The sequence below is a fragment of the Cellulosimicrobium sp. NPDC057862 genome (assembly GCF_042797035.1).
In the GTDB taxonomy this organism is placed as follows: Bacteria; Actinomycetota; Actinomycetes; order Actinomycetales; family Cellulomonadaceae; genus Cellulosimicrobium.
Genome location: NZ_JBHVMH010000011.1, coordinates 82,601 through 103,477, shown reverse-complemented (window position 1 = coordinate 103,477; position 20,877 = coordinate 82,601). Strand labels below are relative to the sequence as shown.

19 protein-coding genes are annotated in these 20,877 nt (G+C 73.1%); all 19 read left to right on the top strand.

Features of this window, described 5'->3' with window-relative positions; genetic code table 11:
* Nucleotides 1–73: 73 nt before the first annotated feature.
* The 19 genes from ACFVN3_RS14510 (at nt 74) to atpD (ending at nt 20,869) form a co-directional block, all read left to right on the top strand.
* Nucleotides 74–1,456, top strand: coding sequence for a hypothetical protein (locus tag ACFVN3_RS14510; RefSeq protein ID WP_378233602.1), 1,383 nt, complete (start codon nt 74–76; stop codon nt 1,454–1,456).
* 8 nt (nt 1,457–1,464) lie between these two features.
* The gene (locus tag ACFVN3_RS14505) at nt 1,465–2,745 is read left to right on the top strand and encodes a WxL protein peptidoglycan domain-containing protein (protein ID WP_378233601.1); all 1,281 of its coding nucleotides are present in this window, start codon (nt 1,465–1,467) and stop codon (nt 2,743–2,745) included.
* Between the two features lie 176 nt (nt 2,746–2,921).
* Nucleotides 2,922–4,277, top strand: coding sequence for a homoserine dehydrogenase (locus ACFVN3_RS14500; RefSeq protein WP_378233600.1), 1,356 nt, complete (start codon nt 2,922–2,924; stop codon nt 4,275–4,277).
* Entirely contained in the window at nt 4,277–5,380 is a 1,104-nt protein-coding gene (thrC, locus tag ACFVN3_RS14495) for a threonine synthase (protein ID WP_378233599.1), read from the top strand. The genes ACFVN3_RS14500 and thrC overlap by 1 nt, the downstream gene beginning before the upstream one ends.
* Nucleotides 5,380–6,306 (top strand): homoserine kinase, encoded by a 927-nt coding sequence (gene thrB / locus ACFVN3_RS14490; protein WP_378233598.1) that lies wholly within the window; start codon nt 5,380–5,382, stop codon nt 6,304–6,306. Before thrC ends, thrB begins: the two co-directional genes overlap by 1 nt.
* 262 nt (nt 6,307–6,568) lie before the next feature.
* Nucleotides 6,569–8,707, top strand: a complete 2,139-nt coding sequence (gene rho / locus ACFVN3_RS14485; protein ID WP_378233597.1) for a transcription termination factor Rho — start codon at nt 6,569–6,571, stop codon at nt 8,705–8,707.
* Nucleotides 8,708–8,873: 166 nt separating this feature from the next.
* Complete coding sequence (gene rpmE, locus ACFVN3_RS14480; RefSeq protein ID WP_047232891.1) at nt 8,874–9,092, top strand: 50S ribosomal protein L31; 219 nt, start codon at nt 8,874–8,876, stop codon at nt 9,090–9,092.
* 163 nt (nt 9,093–9,255) lie between these two features.
* Nucleotides 9,256–10,359, top strand: coding sequence for a peptide chain release factor 1 (prfA, locus tag ACFVN3_RS14475; protein WP_378233595.1), 1,104 nt, complete (start codon nt 9,256–9,258; stop codon nt 10,357–10,359).
* Between the two features lie 76 nt (nt 10,360–10,435).
* Nucleotides 10,436–11,404: a peptide chain release factor N(5)-glutamine methyltransferase gene (gene prmC, locus ACFVN3_RS14470; RefSeq protein WP_378233641.1), complete on the top strand. Its 969-nt coding sequence runs from the start codon at nt 10,436–10,438 to the stop codon at nt 11,402–11,404.
* Nucleotides 11,401–12,129 (top strand): L-threonylcarbamoyladenylate synthase, encoded by a 729-nt coding sequence (locus ACFVN3_RS14465; protein ID WP_378233594.1) that lies wholly within the window; start codon nt 11,401–11,403, stop codon nt 12,127–12,129. The genes prmC and ACFVN3_RS14465 overlap by 4 nt, the downstream gene beginning before the upstream one ends.
* On the top strand, nt 12,126–13,382 hold the full coding sequence (locus ACFVN3_RS14460) for an MraY family glycosyltransferase (protein WP_378233592.1): 1,257 nt from the start codon (nt 12,126–12,128) through the stop codon (nt 13,380–13,382). Before ACFVN3_RS14465 ends, ACFVN3_RS14460 begins: the two co-directional genes overlap by 4 nt.
* Complete coding sequence (locus tag ACFVN3_RS14455; protein WP_378233591.1) at nt 13,379–13,873, top strand: hypothetical protein; 495 nt, start codon at nt 13,379–13,381, stop codon at nt 13,871–13,873. Before ACFVN3_RS14460 ends, ACFVN3_RS14455 begins: the two co-directional genes overlap by 4 nt.
* 166 nt (nt 13,874–14,039) lie before the next feature.
* Nucleotides 14,040–14,897: a F0F1 ATP synthase subunit A gene (gene atpB / locus ACFVN3_RS14450; protein ID WP_378233640.1), complete on the top strand. Its 858-nt coding sequence runs from the start codon at nt 14,040–14,042 to the stop codon at nt 14,895–14,897.
* 108 nt (nt 14,898–15,005) lie between these two features.
* Nucleotides 15,006–15,239, top strand: coding sequence for an ATP synthase F0 subunit C (locus ACFVN3_RS14445; RefSeq protein ID WP_141389322.1), 234 nt, complete (start codon nt 15,006–15,008; stop codon nt 15,237–15,239).
* Nucleotides 15,239–15,841, top strand: coding sequence for a F0F1 ATP synthase subunit B (locus ACFVN3_RS14440; RefSeq protein ID WP_378233639.1), 603 nt, complete (start codon nt 15,239–15,241; stop codon nt 15,839–15,841). The genes ACFVN3_RS14445 and ACFVN3_RS14440 overlap by 1 nt, the downstream gene beginning before the upstream one ends.
* Nucleotides 15,841–16,656: a F0F1 ATP synthase subunit delta gene (locus tag ACFVN3_RS14435; protein WP_378233590.1), complete on the top strand. Its 816-nt coding sequence runs from the start codon at nt 15,841–15,843 to the stop codon at nt 16,654–16,656. The genes ACFVN3_RS14440 and ACFVN3_RS14435 overlap by 1 nt, the downstream gene beginning before the upstream one ends.
* A gap of 109 nt (nt 16,657–16,765) precedes the next feature.
* Nucleotides 16,766–18,397, top strand: coding sequence for a F0F1 ATP synthase subunit alpha (gene atpA / locus ACFVN3_RS14430; protein ID WP_378233589.1), 1,632 nt, complete (start codon nt 16,766–16,768; stop codon nt 18,395–18,397).
* A 2-nt stretch (nt 18,398–18,399) separates the two neighbouring features.
* Entirely contained in the window at nt 18,400–19,296 is an 897-nt protein-coding gene (locus ACFVN3_RS14425) for a F0F1 ATP synthase subunit gamma (RefSeq protein ID WP_047232901.1), read from the top strand.
* Nucleotides 19,297–19,387: 91 nt separating this feature from the next.
* Complete coding sequence (gene atpD, locus ACFVN3_RS14420; RefSeq protein ID WP_378233588.1) at nt 19,388–20,869, top strand: F0F1 ATP synthase subunit beta; 1,482 nt, start codon at nt 19,388–19,390, stop codon at nt 20,867–20,869.
* Nucleotides 20,870–20,877: the final 8 nt, after the last annotated feature.

Here is a 20,877-nt window from a genome sequence, read left to right as displayed (position 1 = left end):
GCGCGCACCCACCACTCACGAGAGCACCACTCACGGAGCACAGGAGCCGGCACCGCCGGCACGAGAGGACATCATGCACACGCACAGACACCGGACGCGACCCACGCACCGGCTGGTCGCCGGCGCCGCCGCCGCGGCGATCGGCCTCGGCACGGTCTGGGTCGCCGCGCCCGCCCAGGCCGCCGAGCAGACCGTCGAGGGGGCCTCCTTCGTGTGGGGCCTCAACGGCTACGCGCAGAAGGGCATCTTCGGCCCCTGGACGTACAAGAACCTCACGGGAGACGCCGCCCAGCTCGTCGGGAGCGTCTCCGGCGGGACGCAGTCGGAGTACGTCGTCGACCCCGTCCCGGCCACGTCGTTCCCGGCCGAGCACGCGGGCAAGACGCCCAACGCCGTGAAGTTCACGAACGGCTCCGGCACCTACGACGCGGACACCCACGAGCTCGCGCTCGCGTGGGCCGGCAGCTACACGGTCAACGCCTACCCCGCCCAGTTCGGCGCGCCCGACGAGATCTACGCGAACCCGCAGCTCGTCGTCGAGGCGGACGGCTCCGGCGCGTTCAGCGCCGAGCTCACCCTCGGCGCGGGCATCGACATGTCCGGCAACCCCGTCGACGAGCAGAGCTACGGGCGGCTCGACCTCGTGACGTTCTCCCCGGGCTCGGTCGACGTCGTCGACGCCGACACGGTCCGCATCACGCCCGACTTCCAGGGCATCGAGGTCGACCCCGCCGACAGCTCGCCGCAGACGCGCAACTGCGTCGCGTCGGGCACCGCCACGGGCTGGTGGGGCTCGTGGGCGCCCGAGTTCGTCAGCACGCTGCCGGGCAGCGTCCGCCCGCACTTCTACTCGACCGGCTGCGGCGGCATGCAGGACCTCAAGCCGGCCCTGCCGATCGACGTCACCTACACGGTCGACGCGGGCCCCGTCGACCCGGGTGGTCCGGGTGAGCCCGAGGAGCCCGGCGAGGGCGACGTGCCGATCGACGTGACCGTGCCCGAGGTCGAGGAGCCCGAGGAGCCGGGCGAGTTCGTCTGGACGATCGAGGGCGGCACCCCCGCCGTGAGCCTCGGCACCGCGACCGTGCGCGACGGCTCGTTCGTCGCCAGCGGCGTCCTGCCGAAGGTGACGATCACCGACACGCGCGCCGGCCAGCCGGCCTGGACGATCAACGGGTCGGTGAGCGACTTCGCGTCGGGCAGCAAGACGTTCTCCGGCAAGTACCTCGGCTGGGGCCCGGCGCTCGCCGGGGACAACACGGTGGGCGCAGGCAACGGCCGCGTCGTCGTCGCGGGCGAGGGCGAGGGCCTCAAGGCGTCGTCGACGCTCGCCTCGGCTCCTGCCGGCCACCCGAAGGGCTCGGTCCAGGCCGAGGCCGCGATCGACCTGCGCCTGCCGCTCGACACGGGGGCCGGGGACTACACCGGCGTCCTGACGCTCACCGCGGTGGGCTGACCGGACCGATGGACCGCGACGCCGCCGCCCCCGTCCGTACGCACCGCCCCGCTCGGGGCGCGGCGGCGCTCGTCGCCGTGCTCGCCGTCCTGCTCGCGCTCGTCCCCGCGGGGACGGCGCGGGCGGGCGGCGTGGTGCCGTCGGTGCCCACGGCGCCCACCGTGCCCGTGGCGTCCACCCTCGCGGGGGACGCCACGGACGACCTGAGCTGGGGCCTCCTGCCCGCCGACGACGACCACGGCACCGACCGGCCCAACTTCTCCTACGCCGTGCGACCCGGTGACACGATCTCCGACACCGTCGTCGTGACCAACCACTCCGCGCAGCGCCTCGAGCTGCGCACCTACGCCGCCGACGCGTTCACGACGACGTCGGGCCAGCTCGACCTGCTCCCCGCGGGGGAGGGCTCGACGGACCTCGGCGCATGGATCACGCTCGGGTCCGGCACCGTCACCGTCGACCCCGGCCAGTCGCTCGACGTCCCGTTCACGATCGCCGTGCCCGCCGACGCCTTGCCCGGCGACCACTCGGCCGGCGTCATCACCTCGCTCGTCCAGCAGGCGTCGGCGTCCACCGTCGCGCTCGACCGGCGCCTCGCGCTGCGGGTGCACGCGCGCGTCGAGGGCGCCCTGGCCCCGGCGGTCGAGGTGAGCGAGGTGGAGGTGGTCCACCACGACGTCGTGAACCCCTTCGGCACGTCGTCGGCGACCGTGCGGTACACCCTGACCAACACGGGCAACGCGCGTGTCGTGCCGGCCGAGTCCGTCGTCGTGACCGGGCCGTTCGGCTGGGCGGCCACCACGGCCGGCGACGGCGAGCTGCCGGAGCTGCTCCCCGGCTCGGCGCTCGAGCGCGAGGTGGTCGTCACCGGGGTCCGACCCCTCGGCCGCGCCGACGCGACCGTGGACGTCGCCGCGACCGCCGTCGGGATCGGCGGCGGCGCGACGGCGAGCGACGACGGCGCCGGGCAGGCCTGGGCGGTCCCGTGGGCCGCTCTCGCACTCCTCGGTCTGGTGCTGCTCGCCGCGCTGCGCGGCCCGGCTCTCCTCGCCGCGCTCCGTCGTCGGGCCGCGCGGGCCGCCTCGGGCGGCGGGCGGGCGGCCGGCTCCGCGACCTCGGCCGCGGTCCCGAAGAGCTCGGCGGCGGGCTCCGCCCCGGAGGCGGGTGCCGCCGCGCAGGACCCGGCCCCGCTCACCGCCGCCCAGCTCGAGGAGGCCCTGGAACGCGCCCGCGCCGAGGGCCGCGCGCAGGCGCTCGCGGAGCGCGGCGGCGGCGAACCGGAGGGCTGACTCCCGCGGCGGTCCGACACGTGGTCGGACGGCGCCGTCGCGAGGAGCGGCCACGTATCCTGTCGCTGCCGCTCCCTCACCCGACCCGTCGCCCCGCGCGACGGCGCGGCACCGGTCACCCGTGACCGGTCCCGGGCCCGGGAGCTCGCCCGCCCGTCCCCCGAGGAAGGTCCGTCGTGCCCCCTGCCGCCGAGTCCCACCCGCCCCTGCGCGTCGCCCTGCTGGGGTGCGGCGTCGTCGGCACCCAGGTCGCGCGGCTGCTGACGGAGCAGGCGGACGACCTCGCCTCGCGCGTGGGCGCCCGCCTTGAGCTCGTCGGGATCGCGGTGCGGAACACGGCCGCCCCGCGCGACGCCGCGATCGACCGCTCGCTGCTCACCGACGACGCCGAGGGCCTCGTCGCGCGCGCGGACGTCGTCGTCGAGGTCATGGGCGGCACCGAGCCCGCGCGGTCGCTCCTGCTGCGCGCCATCGACGCCGGCGCCGCCGTCGTCACGGCGAACAAGGCGCTGCTCGCCGAGGACGGGCCCACGCTCTACAAGGCCGCCGACGCGGCTGGCGTCGACATCTACTTCGAGGCCGCCGTCGCGGGCGCCATCCCCATCGTGCGCCCGGTGCGCGAGTCGCTCGCGGGCGACCGCGTGCGCCGCGTGCTCGGCATCGTCAACGGGACGACCAACTACGTCCTCGACCAGATGGCCACCACGGGCATGGACCTCGAGGAGGCCGTCAAGGAGGCGCAGGACCTCGGCTACGCGGAGGCGGACCCGACCGCCGACGTCGAGGGGTACGACGCCGCGGCGAAGGCCGCGATCCTCGCGAGCCTCGCGTTCCACACGCGCGTGTCGCTCGACGACGTCGCGCGCGAGGGCATCATGTCCGTCACGGCCGACGACGTCGCGTGGGCCGCGCAGACCGGCCACGTCATCAAGCTCCTCGCCATCGCGGAGCTGCGCGACGCCACCCCGGCAGGTACCTCCGCGGCCGAGGCGCCCGCCGGCGTCTCCGTGCGCGTGCACCCGGCGCTCGTGCCCACGTCGCACCCCCTCGCGAACGTCCGCGGGTCGTTCAACGCGGTGTTCGTCGAGGCGGAGTCCGCGGGCGAGCTGATGTTCTACGGGCGTGGCGCGGGCGGCGCCCCGACGGCGTCGGCCGTCCTGGGCGACGTCGTCTCGGCCGCGCGGCACCGCGTGCTCGGCGGCAAGGGTCCGCAGGAGTCCACCTACGCGGAGCTCGCCATCCTCCCCGCGAGCGCGGCCGTGACCCGCTACCAGGTGCGCCTCGACGTCGACGACCGCCCGGGCGTCCTCGCGCAGGTCGCGCACGCGCTCGCCGAGCACGGCGTCTCCATCGAGGCGGTCCGCCAGCCGACGGCGCCGGGAGACTCCGACGTCGCCGAGCCCGGGGTCGCCGAGCTCCTCATCACCACGCACGCGGCGCCGGAGTCGGCGCTGTCGGCAACCGTCGCGGCGGTCGCCGAGCTCGAGCCCGTCCGCACGATCACGTCCGTCCTGAGAGTCGAGGGAGCCTGATGGCCCACCAGTGGAGAGGCATCATCTCCGAGTACCGCGACCGTCTGCCGGCGCACGTCGCCGAGCGGATCGTCACGCTCGGCGAGGGCGGCACGCCGCTCGTCGAGGCACCGGCGCTCTCCGCGCGCACGGGCGCGCAGGTCTTCGTCAAGGTCGAGGGCATGAACCCGACAGGGTCGTTCAAGGACCGCGGCATGACGACGGCGATCTCCGCCGCCGCGGGGCGCGGCGCGCAGGCGGTCGTGTGCGCGTCGACGGGCAACACGTCGGCGTCGGCCGCGGCCTACGCGGTGCGGGCGGGCATGACGTGCGCGGTCCTCGTCCCGGACGGCAAGATCGCGATGGGCAAGCTCAGCCAGGCGATCGCGCACGGCGCGCGCCTGCTCCAGGTCGACGGGAACTTCGACGACTGCCTCGTCGCGGCACGCAAGCTCGCCGACTCCTACCCGGTCGAGCTCGTCAACTCCGTGAACCCCGACCGCATCGAGGGCCAGAAGACCGGCGCGTTCGAGATCGTCGACGCGCTGGGGGACGCGCCCGACATCCACGCGCTGCCCGTCGGCAACGCGGGGAACATCACGGCGTACTGGAAGGGCTTCCGGGAGTACGCCGGCCAGGGCGCCCCGGGTCACGCGGGGGAGGGCCTGCCGGCCGTCGCGACGCACGTGCCGCAGATGTGGGGCTTCCAGGCCGCGGGCGCCGCACCGATCGTCGCGGGCCACCCGATCACCGAGCCGGAGACGATCGCGACCGCGATCCGCATCGGCAACCCCGCGTCGTGGGAGCTCGCCGAGTCGGCGCGCGACGACTCGGGCGGCGTCATCGAGGCCGTCACGGACGAGCAGATCCTCGCGGCGCACCGGGTCCTGTCGAGCGAGGTCGGCGTGTTCGTCGAGCCCGCCTCGGCGGCCGGCGTCGCCGGGATCCTGGCGCGCGCCGAGCGCGGGCTCGTGCCCGCGGGCGCGCGCATCGTCGTCACGGTCACCGGCCACGGGCTCAAGGACCCGCAGTGGGCGCTGCGCACGCTCGACGGCAGCGAGGTGACGCCGACGCGCGTGAGCGCCGACGTCGTGTCCATCGCCGACGCCCTCGGGCTCGACTGATGCAGCTCGGCGCGGACCACGTGCGGGTGCGCGTCCCGGCGACGAGCGCGAACCTCGGCCCCGGTTTCGACGCGCTGGGTCTGGCGCTCGCGCTCCACGACGTGCTGGAGGTGCGCGCGCTCGCGACCGACGAGGTCGTGGTCGACGTCGAGGGCGAGGGCGCCGGCGAGGTGCCGGGCGACGAGACGCACCTCGTGGTGCGGGCGCTGCGGGCCGCGCTCGACGTGGCCGGCGCACCGCAGACCGGGTTGCACCTGACCTGCGTCAACCGCGTCCCGCACGGACGGGGCTTGGGCTCCTCGGCGGCCGCCGTCGTCGCGGGCATCGTGGCGGCGCGGGCGCTCGTCGCCGACCCGTCGGTCCTCGACGACGACGTGGCGCTCGGCCTCGCGACCGCCATCGAGGGGCACCCGGACAACGCGGCGCCCGCGCTCCTGGGCGGCGCGACCGTCGCGTGGGACGCGGGCCAGGGCGCCGGGCCCCGCGCCGCGCGGCTGGACGTGCACCCCGACGTCCGGGCCACGGTGCTCGTGCCCGCTGCCCGCCTCGCGACGAGCCGGGCGCGGGGGGTGCTCCCGACGCACGTGCCGCACGCCGACGCCGCCTTCAACGCGGGGCGTGCGGCCCTCCTCGTCGAGGCGCTCACCCGACGGCCCGACCTGCTGCTCGACGCGACGGACGACCGCCTGCACCAGGCGTACCGGGCCGACGTCATGCCGTCGTCGTTCGAGCTCGTCCAGGCGCTGCGGGCCCGCGGTCTCGCCGCGACCGTCTCGGGTGCGGGACCGACCGTGCTGGTGCTGTCGACGCCGGACGGCCTGGAGGAGGTCGCGCGCGTCGCGGACTCCCTCGTCGGGGGGGCCGTCGACTGGGCGGTGCACCGCCTCGACGTCGACACGCGCGGTGTCGTGGGCGAACGGCTCTGACCTCGGGCGCGCCGGTGCTAGGATGATTGTCAGCCTTCGGTCACGCTCTCGCACCAGTACATCCGCACGCGGAGCGCGCTCTCACCCACCGGGTGTGCTGCGACCGAGCAGTCCGAGAGAAGGCAATCCAGCCCCGCGTCAGATGACGTCGTCGTACCACTGACGCGTGGCGACACCTGCGCACCGGCCGTCACGGTCGGGCGTCGACCACCCGCGGCCCGCCCTCTGAGCGGCGGGCGCGAACGAGGGGGAAGGGTCCTTCGTGACAGACACCATCGACACCGCCACGAGCAGCGCGACCGGTTCGGCCGCTGCCGGCGGGAACGCCCGGACCGGCGCGCTCTCCACGCTGCGCCTCCCGGAGCTGCAGGCGCTCGCCTCGCAGCTCGGGGTCAAGGGCACGTCCAAGATGCGCAAGGGCGATCTTGTGGACGTCATCCGCGCCCGTACCGGCGAGCAGGGCGCGTCCGAGCGCCCCGCCGCGTCGCGGCGCGACACGGACGGGGCGAACGCCGCGGGCCGTGAGACGAGCGAGGCGCCCGCCGCCTCCGGCCGCGGCCGCAGCCGCCGCGCCGAGCGCCCTGCCGCGAGCCCGGCGGGCACCACCGACACCGCGGCGACGGCGCGTCAGGACGCGCCCTCGGCCGCGAGCCGCGAGGAGCGCACCGCCGCTCCCGTGCTCGACCTGCCCGTGCGCGCCGACGAGCAGCGCACCGAGCAGCGGGGGGAGCGTCGCGACGGCCGTCGCGACTCCCGCTCGGAGGCCGCCGCCGCGGTCGCCGAGGCGCTCGGCGAGCAGGGCGTGCGCACGCGCGACACCTCGAACGAGTCCGCCGACGAACGCGCCGCGCGCGCCGCCGCGGCGGTCGGCCTCGTCACGGGCGAGCGGGGCTCGCGCCGCGCGGGCCGCGGCGCCGGCGCCCCCCGGACCGGCGAGGGTGACGGCGACGCGACGCGCGCCGACCGTCAGCGCGACCAGCAGGGCGGCGAGCGCCAGCGCGAGCAGCAGGGCGGTCAGCAGCGCGAGCAGCAGAGCGGCGGCCAGCAGACCCGCGGCGAGCGCCAGACGGACCGGCGGGACGACCGTCAGCTGCTGGACGACGAGCGCGGCGGCCGCCGCCGCCGGGGTCGTGACCGCGGCCGCGAGCGCGACCGCAAGCGCGGCCGCAACCGCCAGGGACCGGACGTCGCGGGTCTCGACGACATCGAGGTGAGCGAGGACGACGTCCTGCTCCCCGTCGCGGGCATCCTCGACATCCTCGACAACTACGCGTTCGTCCGCACCAGCGGGTACCTGCCGGGCCAGAACGACGTCTACGTCTCGCTCGGCCAGGTGAAGAAGGCCGGCCTGCGCCGCGGCGACGCGGTCACGGGCGCCGTGCGCCAGCCGCGCGAGGGCGAGAACCAGGGCAGCACGGCGCGCCAGAAGTTCAACGCGCTCGTGCGCCTGGACACCGTCAACGGCATGTCGCCCGACGAGGCGCGCCAGCGCCCCGAGTTCACCAAGCTCACGCCGCTGTACCCGCAGGACCGCCTGCGCCTGGAGAACACCGAGGCGACGCGCCTGACGCCGCGCGTGATCGACATCGTCGCGCCGATCGGCAAGGGCCAGCGCGGCCTCATCGTCGCCCCGCCCAAGGCCGGCAAGACGATCATCATGCAGCAGATCGCCAACGCGATCACGGCCAACAACCCCGAGGTCCACCTCATGGTGGTGCTCGTGGACGAGCGGCCCGAAGAGGTCACGGACATGGAGCGGACGGTGAAGGGCGAGGTCATCGCCTCGACGTTCGACCGCCCCGCGTCCGACCACACGATCGTCGCCGAGCTGGCGATCGAGCGCGCGAAGCGCCTGGTCGAGCTCGGCCAGGACGTCGTCGTGCTCCTCGACTCGCTCACCCGCCTGTCGCGCGCGTACAACCTCGCGGCGCCCGCGTCGGGCCGCATCCTGTCCGGTGGTGTGGACGCGTCCGCGCTCTACCCGCCCAAGCGGTTCTTCGGCGCGGCCCGCAACATCGAGAACGGCGGCTCGCTGACGATCCTGGCCTCGGCGCTCGTCGAGACGGGCTCGAAGATGGACGAGGTCATCTTCGAGGAGTTCAAGGGCACGGGGAACATGGAGCTCCGCCTGTCGCGCAACCTCGCGGACAAGCGCATCTTCCCGGCCGTGGACGTCAACGCGTCCGGCACGCGCCGCGAGGAGATCCTCCTGTCGCAGGACGAGCTGAAGATCGTCTACAAGCTCCGTCGTGTCATGGGCGCCCTCGACCAGCAGCAGGCGATCGAGCTGCTGCTCGGCCAGCTCAAGAAGACGCAGACGAACGTCGAGTTCCTGCTCCACGTCCAGAAGACCACGCCCGGCGGTCTTGCGGACGACGACAACGTCGGCCGCACGATCTGACGGTCGTCGGTCAGGCCTCGACGGCGGGCCGCCCCGGGAAGTTCTCGGGGCGCCCGCGCGTTCTGGCACAATGGTTCGTCGGCCTGCGCTCGTCAGGCCGCCTGTCGCCGGTTCACAGGTGCGGAAGCCGCACCTGACCCGGAGACGTCACCCCAAGGAGAAAACCGTGAAGTCTGGTATCCACCCCGAGTACGTCGTCACCGAGGTGACGTGCACCTGCGGGAACACGTTCGTGACGCGCAGCACCGAGGCGTCGGGCAAGATCAGCTCCGACGTGTGCAGCGCCTGCCACCCGTTCTACACGGGCAAGCAGAAGATCCTCGACACCGGTGGCCGCGTGGCCCGCTTCCAGGCGCGCTACGGCAAGAAGGACGCCGGCAAGTAGCCGCTCCGCAGCGCCGGTGGTCCGATCCCGACAACCTCTCCAGGGGCAGTCGGCGAGCTCGGACCACCGGCGCTGTTGCTTTGCCCGAGCGATCCTCCGATCCTCGCGCGGTCACCGCCCCGGTGCGACGGCCGCGACCCAGCCCGCCACCGAGGAGCAGCCCGTGACCGAGTCGTTCGCCGCCGTCGAGCCGTTGCTGGCCGAGCACGCCGACATCGAGGCCCAGCTCGCCGACCCGGCCGTCCACGCCGACGCCGGCCGCGCGCGCACGCTCGGGCGACGCTACGCCGAGCTCAACCAGGTCGTGGGCGCGTACCGCGGGTGGCGCGAGGCGAGCGACGACGCCGAGGCCGCCGCCGAGCTGGCCGCGCTCGGTGGAGAGGACGGGGACGCGTTCGCCGCGGAGCTCCCGGGCCTGCGCGCCGCCGAGGAGGAGGCGCGCGAACGCCTGCGCCGCGTGCTGGTGCCGCGCGACCCCGACGACGGCCGCGACGTCATCCTCGAGATCAAGGCCGGCGAGGGCGGCGAGGAGTCCGCGCTGTTCGCGGGGGACCTGCTGCGCATGTACCTGCGGTACGCGGAGCGCCGGGGCTGGAAGACCGAGGTCCTCGAGTCGACCGACTCCGACCTCGGCGGCTACAAGGACGTCCAGGTGGCGGTCAAGGCGCGCAGCACGCCGTCCGACCCGGCCGACGGCGTCTGGGCGAACCTCAAGTACGAGGGCGGCGTCCACCGGGTCCAGCGCGTCCCCGTGACCGAGTCGCAGGGACGGATCCACACCTCGGCGGCTGGCGTGCTCGTGTTCCCCGAGGTCGAGGACGCGGGCGAGGTCGAGATCGACCCGAACGACCTGCGCATCGACGTCTACCGCTCGTCGGGCCCCGGGGGGCAGTCCGTCAACACGACCGACTCGGCCGTGCGCATCACGCACCTGCCGACGGGCATCGTCGTGTCGATGCAGAACGAGAAGTCGCAGCTCCAGAACCGCGAGCAGGCGATGCGCGTGCTGCGCGCGCGGCTGCTCGCCGCCCAGCAGGAGGCGGCGGCCGCCGAGGCCGCGGACCTGCGCCGCTCGCAGGTCCGCACCGTCGACCGCTCCGAGCGCATCCGCACCTACAACTTCCCGGAGAACCGCATCGCGGACCACCGCACCGGGTACAAGGCGTACAACCTCGACCAGGTGCTCGACGGCGATCTCGACCCGGTCGTGCGCTCGGCGGTCGAGGCCGACGAGGCAGCGCGCCTCGCGGCCGCGGGCGAGGCCTGACGTGGCCGACGTGCGCGCGGACGCCTCGACGGGCTCGTCCTCCCCGGAAGCCGGTACCGGCCTCACGACCGACGACCTGCGCCGCGCCGTCCGCGCCGCGGAGGGGATCCTCGCGGACGCGGGCGTGCCGTCCGCCCGGCACGACGCGGAGGCGCTCGCCGCCTGGTGCCTCGGGCTCCCGCGCCTGGAGTGGTACCGGCTCCCCGCGGGTGACGCGGACCTCGCGTCGGCGCTGCCCGGCGGGTCGACCGACGACTTCCTCGGGGAGTACGCCGAGGTCGTCGAGCGGCGGCGCACGCGTGAGCCGCTCCAGCGGATCGTCGGGCACACCGTGTTCCGGCACGTGACGGTCGAGGTAGCCGACGACGTGTTCGTGCCCCGGCCCGAGACCGAGACCGTCGCCCAGGTCGCGATCGACGAGGCCGCGCGCCTGCGCGCGGACCCTGCCCGCGCCGACCGGCCGCCGCTCGTCGTGGACCTCTGCTGCGGCTCGGGCGTCATCGGGATCAGCGTCGACGTGGAGGTCCCCGGCACGCGGGTCGTGGCGGTGGACCTCTCGCCCGAGGCGGTGCGCGCGACGACGGCGAACGCCGCCCGCGTGGGGTCGCGCACGCAGCGCACGCTCGTCGGCGACGTCGCGGACCGGGCGCTGCTCGCCGAGCTCGACGGGACCGTGGACGTCGTCGTGTCCAACCCGCCCTACATCCCGCCGGACGCCGTGCCGGTCGACCCCGAGGTCCGCGACCACGACCCCGACCTCGCGCTCTACGGGCGCGGGGCCGACGGCCTCGAGGTCCCGCGCGCCGTGGTGCGCGCCGCGGCGCGCCTGCTGCGGCCCGGTGGCCTCTTCGTCATGGAGCACGCGGAGGTACAGGCTGCCCCGGTGCGCGAGATCGCCCGGGCCTCGGGCGCGTTCGCCGGAGTGCGGACCCTGCCCGACCTCACAGGGCGCGACCGCATGGTCGTCGCCCGGCGCGCCGACGCGCGCGCCGACGTCCCGGACGAGCCGGTCCGGGCCCGCGACCGTGGAAGGATGGACCCGTGAGCTCCGTCCACCCCGTGACAGACCCGAACACCTGGGGCGCCGGCATCGACGAGGCGGTCAACGCGATCTCCCGCGGTGGCCTCGTCGTGCTGCCCACCGACACCGTCTACGGCATCGGCGCCGACGCCTTCGACGCCGAGGCCGTCGCCGCGCTCCTCGCGGCCAAGGGCCGGGGCCGGCACATGCCGCCGCCCGTGCTCGTGCCGGACGCGCGCACGCTCGACGGCCTCGCCACGGACGTGCCCGACGCCGCGCGCCGCCTCGTCGAGGCCTTCTGGCCCGGCGGCTTCACCATCATCCTGCGTGCCCAGCCCTCGCTCGCGTGGGACCTGGGGGAGACGCACGGGACCGTCGCGCTGCGCATGCCCGACCACCCGGCCGCGCTCGCGCTCCTGCGCCGCACGGGTCCGCTCGCGGTGTCGTCGGCGAACTCGACCGGGCGTCCCGCGGCCCTCGACGTCGACGACGCGCAGGCACAGCTCGGCGACGCGGTGACGGTCTACCTCGACGGCGGCACGGCGCCCGGCGGGGTGGCGTCGACCATCGTCGACGCGACGTCCGACACGCTGCGTGTCGTGCGCCAGGGGGCGGTCACGCTCGACCGGCTCCGTGAGGTCGCGGACGTCGCGGGCCCGGACGACCCGCCCGCCGACGCGCTCACCGATGCTCCCACCGACGCTCAGGCCACCGACGACGCCGGGGAGCCGGAGGCGAACGGCGGGTGAGGGTCTACCTGCTCGTGATGCTCGTCGCCGCGGTGGTGACGTTCCTCGCGACGCCCTTCGCGCGCTGGGTCGCGCTGCGCACCGGCGCGATCACCGCGGTGCGCGACCGCGACGTCCACACGATCCCGACCCCCCGGCTCGGCGGGCTCGCCATGCTGCTGGGCCTCGTGGTGGCGGTGGTCTTCGCGTCGCAGATGCCGTTCCTCGAGAGCGTGTTCGTCAGCGAGGTCGCGGGCAGCCTCGTGGCCGACTCGCGGGCGTGGGGGATCGTCGGTGCGGCCGCGATCGTCTGCCTGCTCGGGATCGCCGACGACATCTGGGACCTCGACTGGATGACGAAGCTCGCGGGGCAGGTGCTCGCCGCGGGGTTCATGGCGGCCCAGGGAGTGGTCCTCTTCACGCTCCCCCTCGGGATCGGCGAGCAGCAGCTCATCTGGTCCTCGCGCCTCCAGCTCGCCGCGACGATCCTCGTGGTCGTCGTCGCGATGAACGCCGTGAACTTCGTCGACGGCCTCGACGGTCTCGCGGCCGGGCTCGTCGCGATCGGCGGTGCCGCGTTCTTCGTCTACTCCTACGTGCTCACGCAGAAGGCGAGCGCCGACGACTACTCGAGCCTCGCGACCCTCGTGATCGCCGCGCTCGTCGGCATCTGCGTGGGGTTCCTGCCGCACAACTTCCATCCGGCGCGCATCTTCATGGGGGACTCGGGCTCCATGGTCCTGGGGCTCGTCTTCTCCGCGGCCGCGATCGTCGTGACGGGCAAGACCGATCCCGACGCGCTCTCCGGCGCCCAGCAGATCCCGGCGTTCATCCCGATCCTGCTGCCGCTCGCGGTGATCCTCCTGCCCCTGCTCGACATGGGCATGGCGGTGGTGCGCCGCGTCGCACGTGGGAAGTCGCCGTTCCATCCGGACCGCATGCACCTGCACCACCGGATGCTCGCGATCGGGCACTCGCACCGGCGCGCCGTGCTCATCCTCTACGTCTGGACGGCGGTGTTCGCGTTCGCCGCGGTCGCGCTCGTCCAGTGGCACTGGCACGGCGTGGCCGTGGGCCTCGCGGTCGCGATCCTGGTCTCCGCGGTCCTCACGCTCGGCCCGCTGCGCACGCGCGGCCGGTTCCTCGACGACGACGCCGCGACCCCGACGGCGTCCGTGCCCGTCACGACCACCACCTCCGACGACGACCCGGGAGAGGTCGCCCCGCCGTCCTCTCCCGCCGTCACGACCCCGCCGAAGGAAGCACTGCGATGACCACGAGCCTGCCCGAACCCGCGCAGCCCGACGGCGCGAAGCCCGCCGAGCAGCCCGCCGAGCAGACGATCGGCCCGCACGGGCAGGCTGTCCGCGCGGTCTTCCGGACCGCGCTGCGGGACGTGCTCGTCCTGCTCGGTGGGCTCACGGTCCTCGGCGTCGCGATCGGAGCGCTCGTCGCCGGTCTGCCGGGCGTGTGGGGGGCCCTCCTCGGGGTGGGCGTGGCGCTGCTCTTCTCGGCCACCACGGTCTGGGCGATGCTGCGCACGGTGGACGCCAGCCCGACGACGACCGCGGCGGTCGTCATGGGGAGCTGGCTCGCGAAGATGGTCGTGCTCATCGTGATCCTCGTCGTCCTGCGCGGCATGGACTTCTACGACCGCTGGGTCTTCGCGGGAGTCCTGCTCGTCGGCGTCATCGGCTCCGCGGTGCTCGACTACCGGGCCGTGAGCAGGGGGCGCATCCCGTACGTCGAGCCCGGCGCCCGCTGACCGACCACGCCTCTACCAGGCGGGCGGCGCCCGGGCCAGGGACCAGTTGCCCGGAGCGCATGAGCAAAATGTCACAAGCACCGCCAGATCGGCGTGAGCACGCCGATCCATACGTTAGGCTACTGGCGAATCCATGACGGCCAGGTCCGACGGCGTGCCCACAACAATGTGCTGGCTGCCGGGACCACACGACCATTGGGAGTCCACCCTGTCCACGCTTGCGACCCCCGTGCTCCTCGCTGCTTCCGAGGGCGAGAGTGGCTTCCACGCGCCGTCGATCGCCGACTTCTTCCCGCCGGCCATCCTCTTCGAGGACACGATCTTCCAGATCGACCGGATCTGGATCATCCGCATCGTCGCCACCGTCGTCCTCCTGGCGATCTTCGTCGTCGGGGCACGTCGGGCGCGACTCGTCCCCGGGCGCCTCCAGAACGCGCTCGAGATGCTCATCGACTTCGTGCGCGTCCAGATCGTCGAGGAGATCATGGGGAAGGAGACCGCCCGGCGGTTCGTCCCGATGATCGCGACGATCTTCTTCGCCGTGCTGGCCTTCAACATCACGAGCGTGATCCCGTTCCTGAACCTGGCCGGGACCTCGCGCATCGGGCTTCCGATCGTGCTCGCGCTCTGGGTCTTCGCGACCTACTGGGCGGTCGGCATCAAGAAGCACGGCCTCGGCGGCTACCTGAAGAACAACCTCTTCCCGCCCGGCATCCCGTGGCCGATCTACCTCATCGTGACGCCGATCGAGCTGCTGCAGATCCTCATCATCCGGCCGGCCTCGTTGGCCATCCGACTCGCGGCCAACATGATCGCCGGTCACATCATGCTCGTCCTGTGCTTCGCCGCGACGCAGTACTTCGTCTTCGAGGCGGTGCCCGCGATGAAGGCCTTCGGCGCGCTCACCCTCGTCGGCGGCTTCGCGATCACGCTGTTCGAGATCCTGGTCGCCTTCCTGCAGGCCTACATCTTCGCCCTCCTCGCGGCGGTCTACATCAACATGTCGCTCGAGGAGGAGCACTGACCTCCGGGTCGTGCACCGACTCCGCTCCACCAGACACACCCATCAAGCGCAGTACCAACGCGACGCCCGGTCATCCGGTCGGGCGCCCAACGGAAGGAACGAGCAATCGTGGACGTCACCACTCTCGCTGAGGTCACCGGCAACATCGGCACGGTCGGTTACGGCCTCGCCGCGATCGGCCCGGGCATCGGCCTCGGCATTCTCATCGGCAAGACCATCGAGGGCATCGCCCGCCAGCCCGAGGTCGCCGGCCAGCTTCGCGCCACCATGTTCATCGGTGTCGCGTTCGTCGAGGTGCTCGCGCTGCTCGGTCTCGTCGCCGGCTTCCTCTTCACGGCGTGATGTCGGCGCTGGCGACCGCCGCGCTGAACGTCGCGGCGGAGACGGGCGAGGAGCCGCAGGGCATCGACCTGTTCCTCCCCGCCGGGTACGACATCCTCTGGTCGTCCGTGATCATGATCGTGATCGCGGTCGTCTTCTACAAGGCGATCCTGCCCAAGTTCCAGGCGGTGCTCGACGAGCGCACCGCGAAGATCGAGGGTGGTCTCGCCAAGGCGGAGTCCGCCCAGGCAGAGGCCGCGGCGGCGCTGGCCGAGTACCACCAGCAGCTCCAGGAGGCTCGGGCCGAGGCCGCGAAGATCCGCGAGGAGGCGCGTGCCGAGGGCGGCGCCATCGTGGCCGACCTGCGGACCAAGGCGTCCGACGACGCCGCGCGCATCGTCGAGACGGCGCACCGCCAGATCGAGGCCGAGCGCCAGCAGGCCGCGGTCTCGCTGCGCAACGACGTCGGTCTGCTCGCGACGGAGCTCGCCTCGAAGATCGTCGGCGAGTCGCTCGCCGACTCGGCGCGCCAGAGCCGCGTCGTCGACCGCTTCCTCGACGAGCTCGAGGCCGCGGGTCCCGCGGCGGCGAGCGCGGCGGGCACGGCATCCGAGGAGCGCTGATGCGCGGAACGAGCGGCGAGTCCCTGACGCAGGCGCGGGACCGGTTCGAGCCGGTCCTGCGCTCGGCGGGCGAGGGCGCGCTCGCGCTGGGCGAGCAGCTCTTCGCGGTCACCGCGGCGTTCGACGAGTCGGCGCCGCTGCGGCGCTCGCTCGCGGACCCGTCGCGGTCCGGCGCGGACAAGGCGGCCCTCGTGTCCGCCGTCCTCTCGTCGGGCTTCGACGAGCGGGTCGTGGACCTCGTGTCCGGCCTGGTCCGGTCCCGCTGGACCCGCGAGGGCGACCTCGCGGACGCGACCGAGCGCCTGGGCCTGGACGCGGTCCTCGCGTCGGCCGAGGCCCGCGGTGCGCTGGAGACGGTCGAGGACGAGCTGTTCCGGACCTCGCGCGCGCTCGTCGGGCAGCGCGAGGCGCGGCAGGTCCTCTCCGACGACACGACCGACCCCGGGCGTCGTGCTGCGTTCGTGCACACGCTGCTCGACGGCAAGGTCGACCGCGTCACCGAGGTGCTCGCGGTCCACGCGACGCGCGCGCTGCGCGGTCGCCGGTTCGTCCCGACGCTGGGGTGGATCGGGGAGATCGCGGCCGAGCGTCGCCAGCGCCTCGTCGCCTCGGTCACGTCGGCAGCGGTGCTCACGCAGGCGCAGCTCGACCGTCTCGCGGGGCTGCTCGAGCGGGCCTACGGGCGCGCCGTGCAGCTCAACGTCACCGTGGACCCCACGGTGCTCGGCGGGCTGCGCGTCCAGGTGGGTGCCGACGTCGTGGACTCCACCGTGCTCTCCCGGCTCGCCGACGCACGCCGTCGCCTCGTGAGCTGACGAGCCGACCCTTCCGACCGACGACCGTCCTGCCGGCCACCGGCCGCACAACCGACAAACGTTCGACCGCACCCGAACCACGAGGTGCGGCCACGACAGGAGAAGAGCAATGGCTGAGCTGACGATCCGGCCGGAGGAGATCCGGGCCGCTCTGGACAGCTTCGTGAAGTCCTACGAGCCCGAGGGCGCCGTGTCCGAGGAGGTGGGCCGGGTCACCCTGGCCGCCGACGGCATCGCCCAGGTCGAGGGTCTGCCGGGCGCGATGGCCAACGAGCTGCTGCGCTTCGAGGACGGGACCCTGGGTCTCGCCCTCACCCTCGACGTCCGCGAGATCGGTGTCGTCGTCCTCGGCGAGTTCACCGGCATCGAGGAGGGCCAGGAGGTCCGCCGGACGGGCGAGGTCCTCTCCGTCGCCGTCGGCGACGGCTACCTCGGTCGCGTCGTCGACCCGCTGGGCAACCCGATCGACGGCCTCGGCGAGGTCGCCACGGAGGGCCGTCGCGCCCTCGAGCTCCAGGCGCCCGGCGTCATGGACCGCAAGTCGGTCCACGAGCCGCTCCAGACCGGTCTCAAGGCGATCGACTCGATGATCCCGATCGGCCGCGGCCAGCGCCAGCTGATCATCGGCGACCGCCAGACGGGCAAGACAGCGATCGCGATCGACACGATCATCAACCAGAAGGCCAACTGGGAGTCGGGCGACCCCGAGAAGCAGGTCCGCTGCATCTACGTCGCCATCGGCCAGAAGGGCTCCACGATCGCGTCGGTGCGCGGCGCGCTCGAGGAGGCCGGCGCCCTCGAGTACACGACGATCGTCGCGGCTCCCGCGTCCGACCCGGCGGGCTTCAAGTACCTCGCCCCGTACACCGGCTCGGCCATCGGCCAGCACTGGATGTACGGCGGCAAGCACGTCCTCATCGTGTTCGACGACCTGTCGAAGCAGGCCGAGGCCTACCGTGCCGTGTCGCTCCTGCTGCGCCGCCCGCCGGGCCGCGAGGCGTACCCCGGTGACGTCTTCTACCTGCACTCCCGCCTGCTCGAGCGTTGCGCGAAGCTCTCGGACGAGCTCGGCGCCGGATCGATGACGGGCCTGCCGGTCATCGAGACCAAGGGGAACGACGTCTCGGCGTACATCCCGACGAACGTCATCTCCATCACCGACGGCCAGATCTTCCTCCAGTCGGACCTGTTCAACGCCGACCAGCGTCCGGCCGTCGACGTGGGCATCTCGGTGTCCCGCGTCGGTGGTGCCGCGCAGGTCAAGGCGATGAAGCAGGTCTCCGGCACGCTGAAGCTCGAGCTCGCGCAGTTCCGCTCGCTCGAGGCGTTCGCGATGTTCGCGTCCGACCTCGACGCGGCGTCGCGCGGCCAGCTGAAGCGTGGCGCGGCCCTCATGGAGCTGCTCAAGCAGGGCCAGTACTCGCCGTACCCGGTCGAGGACCAGGTCGCGTCGATCTGGGCGGGCACCAAGGGCAAGATCGACGACGTCCCGGTCGAGGACGTGCGTCGCTTCGAGGCCGAGCTGCTCGACCACCTGCGCCGCAACACGGACGTCCTGTCGACGATCGCGGAGACCGGCAAGCTGTCGGACGAGACCGAGGCCCAGCTCTCCTCGGCGGTCGACGCGTTCCGCTCCGGGTTCCTCACGGGTGACGGCACGCCGCTCGTCGGTGGGGACACCGAGGACGAGGCCGAGACGGAGATCGAGCAGGAGCAGATCGTCCGGCAGAAGAGGGCCTGACGATGGCCGGATCCCAGCGCGTCTACAAGCAGCGGATCAAGTCGACGCAGTCGCTCAAGAAGATGTTCCGCGCGCAGGAGCTCATCGCCGCGTCGCGGATCGGCAAGGCGCGCGACCGCACGGCCGCCGCGTCGCCGTACGCCCGGGCGATCACCCGGGCCGTGTCGGCCGTCGCGACGCACACGTCGACGAAGCACCCGCTGACGAGCGAGCGCACGGACACCAACCGCGTGGCGGTGCTCGTCGTGGCCTCCGACCGTGGCATGGCCGGCGCCTACTCGGCGTCGATCATCCGCGAGACGGAGCGCCTCGTCGAGCGTCTCGTGGCCGAGGGCAAGGAGGTCGCGCTCTACGGGGCCGGCCGTCGTGCCATCTCGTACTACACGTTCCGCGGGCGCGAGCTCGCCGGGTCGTGGTCGTACGGGTCGGACGCGCCCAACTCCGAGGTCGCGGGCGAGATCGCGGACGCCCTGCTCGGGGCGTTCCTCGCGCCGGCCGCCGAGGGCGGCGTGAGCGAGCTGCACATCGTGTACACGCAGTTCGTCAACATGGTCACGCAGCGTCCGCGCGTCGTGCGCATGCTCCCGCTCGAGGTCGTCGAGGGTGTCGCCCCGGCGGGCAAGCACGACGTGCTCCCGCTGTACGACTTCGAGCCCTCGCCCGAGGCCGTGCTCGACGAGCTGCTCCCGCGCTACGTGCGCAGCCGGATCTTCAGCTGCCTCCTCGAGGCGGCGGCGTCCGAGCTCGCCGCACGTCAGCGCGCGATGCACACGGCGACGGACAACGCGGAGGACCTCATCCGCAACTACACGCGGCTGGCGAACCAGGCGCGTCAGGCGGACATCACCCAGGAGATCAGCGAGATCGTCTCGGGTGCCGACGCCCTGGCGGCGTCATGACGGGCCGCACGGCCCGCGCGGCCAGCACCATCACCGACATCCTGACCGACACCGCCGGGGACCACTCCGGCACTGCGAAGCGAGGCCAGCAATGACCGCCACCACCGTGGAAGCACAGGTCGAGCACTCCAGCGGTCCCGGCGTGGGCCGGGTCGCTCGTGTGATCGGCCCCGTCGTGGACATCGAGTTCCCGGCGGACGCGATCCCCGACATCTACAACGCGTTGACCGTCGAGATCGACCTCTCGTCGCAGGGCGAGGGCGAGAAGTCGTTCACGCTCACGCTCGAGGTCGCCCAGCACCTGGGTGACTCGCTCGTGCGCGCCATCGCCCTCAAGCCGACGGACGGCCTCGTCCGCGGTGCCCAGGTCACCGACACCGGCGCGCCGATCAGCGTGCCCGTCGGCGACGTCACCAAGGGCAAGGTCTTCAACGTCACGGGCGACGTGCTCAACGGGGCTCCCGGCGAGACGGTGGAGATCACCGAGCGCTGGCCGATCCACCGCAAGCCCCCGGCGTTCGACCAGCTCGAGTCGAAGACCACGATGTTCGAGACGGGCATCAAGGTCATCGACCTCCTCACCCCGTACGTCCAGGGTGGGAAGATCGGCCTCTTCGGTGGTGCGGGCGTCGGCAAGACCGTCCTCATCCAGGAGATGATCCAGCGCGTCGCGCAGGACCACGGTGGCGTGTCCGTGTTCGCCGGCGTCGGCGAGCGCACGCGTGAGGGCAACGACCTCATCGTCGAGATGGAGGAGGCCGGCGTCTTCGACAAGACCGCCCTCGTCTTCGGCCAGATGGACGAGCCCCCGGGCACGCGTCTTCGCGTCGCGCTCTCCGCGCTGACCATGGCGGAGTACTTCCGCGACGTGAAGAAGCAGGACGTCCTCCTGTTCATCGACAACATCTTCCGCTTCACGCAGGCGGGCTCCGAGGTGTCGACGCTGCTCGGCCGCATGCCGTCCGCGGTGGGCTACCAGCCGAACCTGGCGGACGAGATGGGCCTGCTCCAGGAGCGCATCACCTCGACGCGTGGTCACTCGATCACGTCGCTCCAGGCGATCTACGTGCCGGCGGACGACTACACCGACCCGGCGCCGGCGACGACGTTCGCGCACCTCGACGCGACGACCGAGCTCTCCCGTGAGATCGCCTCGCGCGGTCTCTACCCCGCGGTGGACCCGCTCGCGTCGACGAGCCGCATCCTCGACCCGCGCTACGTGGGCCAGGAGCACTACGACGTCGCGACGCGCGTGAAGTCGATCCTGCAGCGCAACAAGGAGCTCCAGGACATCATCGCGATCCTCGGTGTCGACGAGCTCTCGGAGGAGGACAAGACGGTCGTCGCGCGTGCGCGCCGCATCCAGCAGTTCCTCTCCCAGAACACCTACATGGCCGAGAAGTTCACGGGCGTCGTCGGCTCGACGGTGCCGCTGAGCGAGACCATCGAGGCGTTCAAGAAGATCGCTGACGGCGAGTTCGACCACGTCGCCGAGCAGGCGTTCTTCAACATCGGTGGCCTCGAGGACCTCGAGCGCAACTGGGCGCGCATCCAGCAGGAGTACGGCGCCTGATCCGACGC